Raw genomic sequence first — 12,539 nt, 5'->3', positions numbered from 1 at the left:
CTACAAACAAAACTGCATTGTATTTCTTCAAAGTATTTTTTCACTTTTCAACGTGCAATTAAAACCCTAATATTTACATTCCTGTTTTTTCATAAGTTAGTTAACACTATCGAATTATATATATATATTGAAACCAAAAGGTTCCATTTATAAAAAGATTACCATAATAATCTCTTTAAAAAGTCAACTAAAGTAAATTAAATATATTTTGGTAACCAATCCTTATGAGCCTCTATAAGTTCATCACACATAGCTACAATATCCTCAATAGAAAGTTCTGATGATGTGTGTGGATCTAGCATTGCTGCTTGATATATATATTCTTTCTTTTTGGAAAGCGCTGCTTCTACAGTAAGCAATTGAACATTTATATTTGTCATATTAAGTGCTGCACACTGCACTGGTAAATCACCAACATAACATGGATGAATTCCTGTTTTATCAACAAGACAAGGAACTTCAACGCAAGCATTCTTAGGTAAATTTGTGATTAATCCGGTATTTAAAACATTTCCTCCAATTTTATATGGCTTGTCCGTTTCCATAGCTTCCAAAATATATGAAGCATATTCATTAGTTCTCTCATGTAAAAGTTCTTTATTATTTACAATTTCTCCTTTAAGATTTTCCCACTTAGCAATTTGTTCAACACAACGTCTTGGATATTCATCAAGTGGTATATTATATCTATCTATTAATTCTGGATAATTTGATTTAATAAAGTATGGTGTATATTCTGCAGTATGTTCACTGGATTCGGTTACATAATAACCAAATCTCCTCATCATTTCATATCTGACCATATCTTTATGTTTTACTTCTTTTTCTGCTGCTCTTTTTTTAATTTCAGGGTATAAGTCTACCCCGTCCTTTTTAATCTCAAGAAGCCATGCCATATGATTTATGCCTGCTATTTGCCACTCTATATTTTCTGTATCCATTTCAAGACCTTTAAGTAAAGTATCTGTGCACACCTGAACTGAATGACAAAGTCCCACAGTTTTAATCTTTGTAGACCTTTGCATAACATTGGTTATAATTGACATTGGATTAGTATAATTCAAAAGCCATGCATCCGGACAAACTTCTTCCATATCCCTCGCAATTTCTAGCATTACTGGAATTGTTCTAAGCCCTCTAAAAATACCACCAATTCCTAAAGTATCCCCAATAGTTTGTTTTAAGCCGTATTTCTTAGGTATTTCAAAATCAGTAACAGTACAAGGTTTGTACCCTCCCACTTGTATTGCATTTACAACATAATTTGCCTCTTTAAGGGCTTCTTTCCTGTCACTATATGTTTTTATAGTTCCATATCCACCTGCATTTTTATTAATATTTATTAGCATTTGTTCTGATTCCGCAAGTCTTATAGGATCTATATCATAAAGAGCTACCTCACATTCTCGAAGTGCTGGTGTAAGTAAACAATCTCCTAATACATTTTTTGCAAATACAGAGCTTCCCGCTCCTATAAATGTTATTTTAAGCATAATTAACCTCCCATTTTTGATATAATATTAACTATTTATATTATATATCACTCTCAAACCTAATCATTAAATATAGAACCACTGTTTTTTTTGTAAAACTTTGTAACCATTACCCTTATTATGGACTCTAACTATTTGTAAGTAAATGATTACATGTCTACAAAATATGTTATAATGTCCACAGGTGAATTAAAAGGATGTGTTGAAATGGAAATATGGTATGTTGAAAGTGATAATTTTACCAATACTGATTTGAATTTTTATGATTGTGGAGAAGAAGTATGTGCAAAGGGGTATTTCTTTGGACCTGTAGCTAGAAATCATTTTATTATACACTTTATACTCAGTGGAAAAGGTACCTTTAGATGTGGGAATAAGATATATACTTTAGAAGCTGGAGATGCATTTCTTATCTGTCCTGATCATATTACTTATTACGAAGCAGATATGGATGACCCTTGGCATTATATTTGGGTTGGTTTTAATGGAGTAAAAGTACCCAAAATTATACATAATGCAGGGCTTAGCTATGATAACCCGATATTTTATTACGATACTGATGATTTTTTTAAAGATACAATACAAAAAATGTCCAGTTTCACTAAATTGTCTTTAGAAACTGACTTATCTAGATTATCTTATTTATATTTGTTTCTTTCTAAATTAATTGAAATAGCCCCTAAATCCAATACAGTTAGTGTTTTTGATTCAAACATAGAACGGTATGTAAAAAGTGCCATAGATTACATTGAGATAAATTTTTGTTATAACTACATAAGTGTAAACAGCTTGGCCGACTACATTGGTATAAGTCGTAAATATTTATGTACTATCTTTAAAAAAACTTTAGGACAAACACCTATTGAATACATTATAAAAACACGTATGGAGAAAGCATGCCACTTTTTAACAAATCTTCATTTATCTATAGCTGAAGTATCTAATTCTGTTGGTTATCCTGATCAATTTGTTTTTTCAAAACAATTTAAAAAAATCATAGGACAATCTCCCTCATATTATAGAAGTAACCATAAATAAACAAGCTATAAATAAAATCCTAGGCTACCATAAACTAAATGTAAAATCTAGGGTCTTATATACATATACTTATATTATTTTGTAGCTTCACTCTCATCTTGTTCATCTTCTTCCAAATCCTCAAAGGCCTTCTCCATTGCAACTCCTACGTCACCTACAGATTCATCAGGTGCCTTCTCCAGTGTTTGCTTAATTTCATCTCTTTTAGTACTTATATCCTCATCACTGTTCATAGCATTGCTAACTATTATATTTTTTAACTCATCTATACATTTTCGAACAAATACTCCTGCAAAGGCTCCTCCTATTGTAACCCCTAATATTGCAAAAGCTGCAAAATTGTTTATTGAGTTGCCCTTTCGTTTTCTTTGTTTAGATTTAATGTCTTTTGTTAATTTGTCTAAATAATTCATAATAATCCTCCTAAATATATTAAGTATTTTTAAGATGCTTATTATATTGTTTCCCCTTATTCTAAAATAATCCATATTTATCAAAATTATAATTAACACGAATAAATATGCAACTATATACACAAACTAAATATGAATGAGGTGTTATAATGGATAAAAAACTAAGCCTTATAATGTTTAGTGGAGAATATGACAAAGCCTTAGCCGGATTAATACTTGCTAATTCAGCTAAGGAATTAGGTATGGAAGTATCTATGTTTTTTGCCTTCTGGGGTCTATTTTTATTAAGAGACCCTGATAAAAGTTCAGGCGAGGGTAAATCTTCACTTGAGAAACTTATGAACGCAATGACTCCGAAAGGTCCAGATGAATTGCCACTATCTAATATGAATTTTAGTGGATTCGGTAAAAAAATGCTTGAAGCTATGATGAAGGAGGATGGAACACCAACTCTTCCAAAATTTCTAGAAGGTGCTGTAAAAAAAGGTGTTAAGTTCTACGGCTGCAAGCTTTCAATGGACGTTATGGGTTTTAAAAAAGAAGAACTAATTCCAGAACTTGAAATAATTGAAGCTAAAGATTACCTAAAGGATGCTCTAGGATCGGACATACAATTATTTATATAAGTGTATATAAATAAAATATTCCCTATACACTTAGTATTCTAAAGTATATAAGGAATATTTTATATTATTTAATTTTTCCACCTTCAATTACAAGGTTTTCTTCATAATTCGCCCCATACACAGGAATTAATGTTGATTCATAAGCTTTGTGTATAAATTTTTCTTTGCCTGCTTGAGGAATTATTACATACCTGGCCAAGTCTAAAATATAGCATAATAATGTAAGTTTATTTTTTTATCACCTTTTGCTTAGGCAAATCTAAAGTTATTGAAAGTATTCCACAAACTATCATTAGATACGAATATATTGAGAATGGAACAATTTGTATAGGTGATATCTTTCCAATTGTTGCTGCTAATAATATCTGGGCTGCATAAGGGCTTATACCTTGAAATGCAGATGAGAATATATCTAAAATGCTTGCAGTTTTTATAGGATTCACTCTATATTCACTTGACAAATCTTTTGCTAATGGTCCTGCAGTAATGATAGATATTGTATTATTAGTTGTTGTGATATCTAGTAAGCTTACTAATGTAGCTATTCCTATTTCAGCTCCTTTTTTTGTTTTTACTTTTGATGTTATTTTCTCAAGTATATATTCAATACCCCCATAATAATGCATAAGACCAACTAATCCGCCTACCATAATTGATATTAGTGCTAAATCCTCCATACTCTCCATTCCCTTTTGTAATACCGCAAACATACCTATTATATCAAAACTTCCTGTTGCAATCCCTATAATGGATCCTGCACCTATACCTATACCTAAAACAACCATAACATTTAATCCAACTGCTGCACTAGCAATAATTGCAATATATGGAATAATTCTAATTAATGAGTATTGATGTGATTGTAACTGTGCACCACCACTAGATAAATATGTCAATATTATTACAGTAATAATAAAAGCTGGTAATATAATTAAACTATTCGACTTAAACTTATCTCTCATTTCTACCCCTTGTGTTCTTGTAGCTGCAATCGTTGTATCAGATATGAAAGATAGGTTATCTCCGAACATCGCACCACCAACAACAGTTCCTAGAACCAAAGGTAGCCCCATGCCAGTTTGCACTGCTATTCCAACCCCTATCGGTGCTAATGCTGTTATTGTTCCCATTGAAGTCCCCATAGAAAAAGATAAAATTGAACCAACTATAAATAAACCTGGCAGAATCAAATTAGCTGGTAAAATACTTAATCCCATATTTACTATAGACGTAACCGCACCCATCGACTCTGCAATGGAATAAAAAGCACCTGCCAAAATAAATATAACTACCATTAACATAATAGTAGGTTCTCCAGCAGCCTTAGCGAATATATCAATTTTGTCAGATAATGGTGTCTTGTTCCCTCTTTTATCTAATAATAGGGCAAAAGCGGCCGCTAAAACAAATGCTACCAGCAAAGGCATACTAGAAAAGTCTCCTGTTAAAATACCAGCCCCCATAAATAATATTAAGAAAAATACCAAAGGCAATAATCCTATAAAACTAGCTGTTTTTTCCATTTCATTTTCCTCCTACGTATATTAATTATTGTTCTCTATTCTCATTTACAAATCTTTTGTATACATTTATCATTTTATCATTTAATCTCAAAAATATCATTAAATTCGATATATTTCGATCTTTTTGATGCTTTTTTATCTATGAGTCCATTGTGATCATTCAAATTTAATAAACTTTAATAAAAAAGTAAGATTAGAGACATATTAAAATATGTAAGTTAAAATAAATTTTACTATATTAAATATTAGTATATTGTTATATTATATAAGTATGAGAATTATATTATATAAGTAAGAGATTTATAATATAAAATAAATAAAAGAAAATGGAGTGTATTTATGAGGATAAATAAAAAACTGCTTAAAATAATTACAATTGCTATTTTAATAGGAAGTATCGCACTTATTTATGGTTTTAATAATTTAAGAACATATAAAGAAAAAATGAATCGAAATGTTTTAAACACTGCAGAAAAACTTGATATAACCAAACAGAAAAAGAATTCAAAACCTCAGCAATCTGTTAAATCGCCAATAAAAGCTAGTACAAAAACAGAAAAGCCAGTTTCTAAACCAATATTCACTAATGTGGTGAATAATAATAAAATACCGATTCTTATGTATCATTCTATCAGTTATGAAAAAGGAAATACGCTAAGAATTTCTAAAGAAAATTTCAGAAATCAAATGAAGTACCTTAAATATAATAATTATACAACGTTAACGTTAGATGAACTCTATAGTTATATGAAAGAAAATAAAAATCTACCAAATAAATCTATAGTGATAACTTTTGATGATGGCTATAAAGATAATTACACAAATGCATATCCTATATTAAAAGAGTTTAATTTAAAAGCAACTGTATTTGTAATTACCAACGCCATAGACAAAGATAAAAATTATTTGACTTCTGATGAAATAAAATTAATGGATAAAAACAATGTCAGAATAGAAAGTCACACTGCTGCACATGAACATTTAGATAAAATAACATTCATGGATAATGTAAAATCAATGACCGCCTCAAAGTCTGAATTAGAAAAAATATTAAACAGAAAAATTAATTACATAGCATATCCATTCGGAGAATATAATTTGAGTACAATAAAAGCTGCAAAACAAACGGGTTATAAATTAGCTTTTTCAACAGAGTATGGCTGGATTAATAAGAACAATAATATTTATTCATTAGGTAGAATTTTCGTTAGTTCAACTTATGATTTGCAAAAATTTAAGTCAAAACTAAATCCTGATTTAAAATCAAGATAACTTACTATAAAATATTGAAGTAAAGAAATGGGTGAAAAATGTGAAATCAAAATCACTAAATTTAGCTGCTTTAACTTTTGCTGTTATATCTGCTATTGGTATTGGGATAGCATTTAATGCCTTACTAAAGAATAGTAATCTAAATAATAGTAAAGTTATTTCGACAAATAATAAAACCGAAACAAGTTCTTATAAAAAGAAAGAAATAAAAAGGCAGAAAGTAACTGATACACAAAGTAAAAACCAGCAACTAACTAAAAACAAACAAGAAGAACTAGAAAAAATGTGGAAAACAGGATATGATCAATTCTTTAAACAAGAATATAAACAAGCTATTGCAACTGAAAGACAAGTCATAAAAGAAGACCCTAATTTTTACAAAGCATATACTGTAGAAGGAATTGCATTAGCGTACAGCGGTAACTTTAATAAAGGTATGGAACAAATTAATCATGCCTTAAAGCTTAAACCTAACTACGGTTATGGAATGTTTAATAAAGCTTTAGCTAACGAATTATTTGGTAATTATGACGAAGCTATTAAATGGTATAAAAAAGATTTAGAAGTAGAAAAGTTTGTATGGAGTTATTATGGAATAGCTAGTATCTATGGAAGAAAAGGTGATATTAATAATGCTATAAAATATTTAAAATTAGCTATTGATATTAACCCCAACATTAAAAATGTTGCTAAAACTGAGGATGACTTTAATAATGTACATAAGTACACTGAATTTAAAAAATTAATTTTTAATGCAGATAATTAATAAACAAAAGCATCCAATATTTTATATATATTGGATGCTTTCTTATAATACTGCCATGAGGATTGGTATTACTAGCAGAGTGCCTATAGTTGAAATTGCTATCATTAACGATGCAAAGTTATAATCGGATTCATATGCCTTTGCAATTATTGCAGTGTTTGCCATTACAGGCATAGCTGATTGTATAATAAAAACAGAACGCATAAGATCTGGTATAGGAAACAAATTTACGACCAGAATTACAATTACTGGTGATATTGCAAATCTACCTATTAATACCAAAACTATATCTAAGCTAAATTTTACTAATTTTAAATTGACGTAGTAAATGGATGCACCTATAAAGAACATTGATAAAGGAGTTGTAAGATTTCCCAAGTTCTTACTCGTATTCATAATAAATGATGGCAATTTAATATTTAATAACACTAAGACCATTCCAACAAGAAACCCCATTAAAGGAGGGGATAATATTTTTTTTATAAAGTCTATTGAAAAAAAATTTATTGTGCTCTTATTCCCATCTTTGGTTATTTCATATACTCCTAAAGTCCAAAAAAATGTAGTATTAGCAATATAATATAGTAATACATAAGGCACACTTTTTTCTCCAAATAACTCCAGATTAACTGGAAGCCCCATAAATATAGTATTTGAATTAAAGAACATAGACACAAATAGTCCACGCCTACTTATTTTAACTTTTGCAAGCTTAGCAACTATCTTTCCAATAACAAAGCAGATACCTATTGTTAAAAAAGGAACTACTAATCCACTTGAATCATCTATAAGCTTTTGTTTTGTAAAATTATTCATAATTGTATTAAGCATCATCATTGGAAGTGAAATGTTGATGACTATGATTGTTATCAACTTAATCGCCTTTTCATCAAGTAATTTTCTATACGCTAAAAAATACCCTATCATAATCATTATCATTATACTTAATATACTTTGATCTGCTGCAAAAGACATACAAAATCTCCCTCGAATTCTATTATGTTAATAATTCTACCATATTCCACTCACATAAACAATTACGTATTTAATATGGCTATAACTGTAGCCTGCTCGCCTTATATTTTAGTATGTAAAGCCGATTTAGTACCTCCTATAATCCAACCTGTTTTTTTATCAAAATGAATCCTAATTAAATTACTCATAAAATAATCGTAAAAACTTTTTCTTATGGGCATTTTAACTAGTACATACATTGACATAATTTAATATATAATGTTTAATATATAGAAAGAGTTATATGGGAGGAAAAATCATGAGAGAATTTGAATTGAAACAAGGAAGAGGCACTATTAAGTTTTCTATTAAGGAAAAAGATATTATTGGTATAATTGATAATAAACCTTCAACAATTTCTAAAACTGAAGAAAAGGTAATAAAAGAAGCCTTACAAAATCCTATATCAAGTCCAAAACTTAAGGAAATAGTTAATGTTGGTGAAACAATTTGTATTGTTATATCTGATGTTACTAGGATGTGGCAAAAGCCATCTTTGTACCTTCCTTTCATCGTTGATGAACTTTTAGGAGCAGGAATAAAGGCAGAAGATATATTGTTCATAAGTGCTACTGGTTCACATAGGGGTCAAACTGAGGATGAATACAAGCAATTATTGGGTGATAAGCTTTACGGAAAATTTAAAATAATTGATCATGATTGTAATGATAAAGACAACCTTATGTATTTAGGTAACACAAGTTTCGGTACAGAGGTAACTATTAATAAGAAAGCAATGAACTGTGACCATATTGTAATTACTGGAGGAATAGTATATCATTTTCTAGTTGGATGGTCCGGTGGAAAGAAGTCAATTTTGCCTGGTATTGCTTCCTATGAAACAATAATGTCAAATCACGGACTCTCACTTAATCAAGATTTAGGGAGTGGAACTCGTACTGAAATTAGATGCGGGAATATAACCAATAACCCCGTACATTTAGATATGTTGGAAGCTGCTGCCCTTGTAAATCCAAGTTTTATGTTTAATGTAATTATGGATAGCAATGGTAAAATATCTGCAGCATTTGCTGGTGATTACCTTAAAGCACATGAGCAAGGAAGAAAATATATTGATAAGTCTGACAGCGTAAATATAACAGCAAAAGCAGATTTAGTAATAGCAACCTCAGGCGGTTATCCTAAAGATATTAATTTTTATCAATCATCGAAACTTTTTTTCAACTCAAGAGAAGCCGTAAAAGATGGAGGTACAATCATAGCAATAGCAGACTGTAATGAGGGCCTTGGAGGTACTGATGATTTTAGATCTATACTTGTAGACTACACTACTATGATTGAAAGAGAAAAATCATTAAGAAAATGCTATAGCATCTCAAAACATATAGCATGTCTTACCTGTGAAACTGCTCAAACTTTTAATGTTATTCTGGTATCAACACTAGATCCTAAATTTTTCAAATATACTGAAATCAAAGCAGTTAGAACAATAGATGAAGCTTTAAATTTAGTTTACAAAGAAAAAGGTAAAAATTTAACAACATATATAATGCCCCATGGAGCAAATACATTGCCAAAACTTGTAACTAATAAATAAACTAAGTATTATTTCCATTTTAAACAACAAGTTTAAAAAGTAAAGCTCTTGATTTTAATCAAGGGCTTTTACTGAATTCTTTTCTGCTTCACTTAACACTTCATTCATGCTTCCAGTCCTATATCCTAACAAATCAAGCGTTACATATTTAAAGCCAATATTTTTTAATTCGTTTCCTACCTTATCCATAATTTCAACGTCAAAAAACTTACTTCTTTCCTCAGCGTTAACCTCAACTCTTGCTATATCTCCGTGATGTCTTACCCTTATCTGTCTAAACCCTATATCTAATAAAAACTGTTCCGCTCGTTCAACCATACTTAATTTTTCAACCGTTATCTCATTACCGTATGGAAATCGTGAAGATAGACATGCAAATGCTGGCTTATTCCATGTTGGTACCCCTAGTATTTTTGACATTTCTCTAATATCATTTTTTGTAAAACCAGCATCCTTTAATGGGCTAATAACTTCTAATTCTTTAGCTGCCTTAAGTCCTGGTCTGTAATCGGATGTATCATCAAGATTAGACCCATCTAAAACTGCGTTAATATTATTATCATCAGCGACTTTTCTAATTTTAGAGAAAAGTTCTTTTTTACAAAAATAACATCTATTAACAGGATTTTTAGCGAAGCCTTCAATTTCTAGTTCCTCAGAAATTATTACTATATGTTTTGCCCCAATTTCTCCAATATATTTAACAGCTTCCTTAAATTCTCTTTCTGGATACGTTGATGATTTCGCAGTAATCGCTATAACTTTATCTCCCAGAACATCAGATGCTACCTTCAAAAGAAATGTGCTATCAACGCCACCTGAATATGCTATTGCTACACTTTTTAAATTTTTAAGTATATTTTTTAAATTTTGAAACTTTAAATCTAATTCCATAATTTATCCTCCTTGTCATATAACACTATCATAATATTTGACTACATTTAATGTAACATAATATTTAACTTTTGAATATAATAATATGTTCAAATATCAAAATAATAAATAATAATTATAAGAATATTAAGCCTAAAAAAAACTAGTTATATTAAACTATAATCTATAGAATTGACTTTTAAAACAGTCTATTCCATATGTATTAGTCTAATAACACCAGTTTCTTCTATTGTGTTTATTGAAAATATATTTAATTTAAGCATTAGTTAATTATATCGTCTTATCAAGTGCCTGCTTCAAATCGTATATAATATCATCAATTCCTTCAACGCCAATTGAAAGTCTTATTAAATCTGTACTAACTCCGGCAGCTTTCTGCTCCTCTTCGTTAAGTTCTGCGTGAGTTGTGCTTGATGGATGGATCACAAGTGATTTTGCGTCTGCAACATTTGCAAGTAGTGAAAATAATTGTACACTATTAATGAATTTTTTTCCAGCTTCAAGTCCACCCTTTATTCCAAAGGTAAATATTGATCCTGCTCCCTTTGGCAAGTATTTTTTAGACAATTCATTATATTTACTCTCTTCAAGTTCAGGATAATTTATCCATGAAACCTTTGGATGCTTGCTTAAAAATTCAACTACTTTCCTAGCGTTATATACATGTCTCTCAACTCTTAAGGATAATGATTCTAGACCCTGAATAAATAAGAATGCACTCTGAGGGCTAAGTGTTGCACCTGTGTTTCGAAGGAGTTGCACTCTAGCCTTTAAAGCAAAAGCTGGAGCGCCTAAATCAGCATATACAAGTCCATTATAGCTTTTGTCAGGTGTAGTAAAATCAGGAAATTTACCACTTGCTGCCCAATCAAATTTGCCACCATCAACTATAATCCCACCTATAGTAGTTCCATGTCCTCCTATGAATTTCGTTGCTGAATGAATAACGACGTCAGCGCCATATTCAATTGGACGACATAGGAAAGGAGTTGCAAATGTACTGTCAATAATAAGTGGTATTTTATTTTCGTGCGCAATATTCGCAACTGCTTCTATATCTAAAACATTTATTTTTGGATTTCCTATTGTCTCGCCATAAAGTGCTTTTGTTTTGTCAGTTATAGCTTTGCTAAAGTTTTCAGGATCATCTGGGTCAACGAATATTACGTTAATACCAAGTTTCCTAAGAGTCACATTAAATAATTCATAAGTACCACCATATAATGTACTTGCAGCTACTATGTCATCACCTGAATTTGCTACATTAAGTATTGCATAAAATATTGCCGACATCCCTGAAGCTGTAGCAAGGCCTGCAACGCCACCTTCAAGAGCCGCTACCCTTTTTTCAAAAACATCTGTAGTGGGGTTCATTATCCTCGCGTAAACATTCCCAGGTTCCTTTAATTGAAATAAATTTGCTGCATGATCTGCATTTTTAAACACAAAAGATGAAGTTTGATATATTGGAACTGCTCTTGATCCTGTAGTAGGGTCAGGTACCTGTCCCGCATGCACTTGTAATGTTTCGAAGCTTAATTTTCTATCACTCATAATAATTTCTCCTTTTTACTAATTATTTTGAATATTTATTTATATACACTAAAAATGACCGCCTTTATTTATTGAAAAAAAAAGCTGCTCCCTATAAGGAAGCAGCAATGGTTAACTTTAATAAGCAATATAATTGCATCATAAAATTTGCTAACATCCTTATCTTTCAGATTTTACAATCTGCAGGAATTGACACCACTGCGTTCTGCTAAGAATGCTGGTTGTCGGGCTTCATCGGACCAGTCCCTCTGCCACTCTGGATAAGTTGTATTCAGTTGTTATTAATTAGTATATTGATATTAAAAGTAATTGTCAATACTTTTTTCAGAAGATTAAGTTATTTGAAATTTTAAAATATTGACACACCGTCTTAATAGATTTATACTCT

General features: G+C 30.4%; 12 protein-coding genes and 1 riboswitch. Of the genes, 5 read left to right on the top strand and 7 right to left on the bottom strand.

Annotated elements, in window-relative coordinates:
• Positions 1-197 precede the first annotated feature (197 nt).
• Positions 198-1,493 (bottom strand): alpha-glucosidase/alpha-galactosidase, encoded by a 1,296-nt coding sequence (melA, locus tag LGK95_RS19030; protein WP_226126494.1) that lies wholly within the window; start codon positions 1,491-1,493, stop codon positions 198-200.
• A 153-nt stretch (positions 1,494-1,646) separates the two neighbouring features.
• Between melA and LGK95_RS19025 the strand changes: the two genes are divergently transcribed.
• Positions 1,647-2,531 carry an AraC family transcriptional regulator gene (locus LGK95_RS19025; protein WP_226126493.1) on the top strand — a complete coding sequence of 295 codons (885 nt, stop codon included), beginning with the start codon at positions 1,647-1,649 and terminating at the stop codon, positions 2,529-2,531.
• A 74-nt stretch (positions 2,532-2,605) separates the two neighbouring features.
• On the opposite strand, the gene LGK95_RS19020 is transcribed toward LGK95_RS19025, so the two are convergent.
• The gene (locus tag LGK95_RS19020) at positions 2,606-2,944 is read right to left on the bottom strand and encodes a hypothetical protein (RefSeq protein WP_226126492.1); all 339 of its coding nucleotides are present in this window, start codon (positions 2,942-2,944) and stop codon (positions 2,606-2,608) included.
• Between the two features lie 149 nt (positions 2,945-3,093).
• Between LGK95_RS19020 and LGK95_RS19015 the strand changes: the two genes are divergently transcribed.
• Positions 3,094-3,570, top strand: a complete 477-nt coding sequence (locus tag LGK95_RS19015) for a DsrE/DsrF/DrsH-like family protein (RefSeq protein WP_226126491.1) — start codon at positions 3,094-3,096, stop codon at positions 3,568-3,570.
• A 64-nt stretch (positions 3,571-3,634) separates the two neighbouring features.
• Here LGK95_RS19015 and LGK95_RS22555 read toward each other — a convergent pair whose 3' ends face one another.
• Both LGK95_RS22555 and LGK95_RS19010 read right to left on the bottom strand, forming a co-directional pair.
• Positions 3,635-3,769 (bottom strand): hypothetical protein, encoded by a 135-nt coding sequence (locus LGK95_RS22555; RefSeq protein ID WP_264174611.1) that lies wholly within the window; start codon positions 3,767-3,769, stop codon positions 3,635-3,637.
• Positions 3,770-3,797: 28 nt separating this feature from the next.
• A complete protein-coding gene (locus tag LGK95_RS19010) occupies positions 3,798-5,093 on the bottom strand; it encodes a Na+/H+ antiporter NhaC family protein (RefSeq protein WP_226126490.1) in 1,296 nt (431 codons plus the stop codon).
• Positions 5,094-5,432: 339 nt separating this feature from the next.
• On the opposite strand from LGK95_RS19010, the gene LGK95_RS19005 reads away from it, so the two are divergent.
• Entirely contained in the window at positions 5,433-6,365 is a 933-nt protein-coding gene (locus LGK95_RS19005) for a polysaccharide deacetylase family protein (RefSeq protein ID WP_226126489.1), read from the top strand.
• Positions 6,366-6,405: 40 nt separating this feature from the next.
• Complete coding sequence (locus LGK95_RS22720; protein ID WP_226126488.1) at positions 6,406-7,131, top strand: tetratricopeptide repeat protein; 726 nt, start codon at positions 6,406-6,408, stop codon at positions 7,129-7,131.
• Between the two features lie 42 nt (positions 7,132-7,173).
• On the opposite strand, the gene LGK95_RS18995 is transcribed toward LGK95_RS22720, so the two are convergent.
• Positions 7,174-8,106, bottom strand: coding sequence for an AEC family transporter (locus LGK95_RS18995; protein ID WP_226126487.1), 933 nt, complete (start codon positions 8,104-8,106; stop codon positions 7,174-7,176).
• Between the two features lie 298 nt (positions 8,107-8,404).
• Between LGK95_RS18995 and larA the strand changes: the two genes are divergently transcribed.
• A complete protein-coding gene (gene larA, locus LGK95_RS18990) occupies positions 8,405-9,703 on the top strand; it encodes a nickel-dependent lactate racemase (RefSeq protein WP_226126486.1) in 1,299 nt (432 codons plus the stop codon).
• A 54-nt stretch (positions 9,704-9,757) separates the two neighbouring features.
• On the opposite strand, the gene larE is transcribed toward larA, so the two are convergent.
• Entirely contained in the window at positions 9,758-10,597 is an 840-nt protein-coding gene (gene larE, locus LGK95_RS18985; RefSeq protein ID WP_226126485.1) for an ATP-dependent sacrificial sulfur transferase LarE, read from the bottom strand.
• Between the two features lie 270 nt (positions 10,598-10,867).
• Positions 10,868-12,154, bottom strand: coding sequence for an O-acetylhomoserine aminocarboxypropyltransferase/cysteine synthase family protein (locus LGK95_RS18980; protein WP_226126495.1), 1,287 nt, complete (start codon positions 12,152-12,154; stop codon positions 10,868-10,870).
• A gap of 153 nt (positions 12,155-12,307) precedes the next feature.
• Positions 12,308-12,418: riboswitch (SAM riboswitch) on the bottom strand.
• Positions 12,419-12,539 lie beyond the last annotated feature (121 nt).

Source organism: Clostridium algoriphilum (assembly GCF_020443705.1).
Classification (GTDB): Bacteria; Bacillota; Clostridia; order Clostridiales; family Clostridiaceae; genus Clostridium_AD; species Clostridium_AD algoriphilum.
Note: the sequence above shows the minus strand (reverse complement) of the source record. Positions and strands in the feature narration are given on the sequence as shown.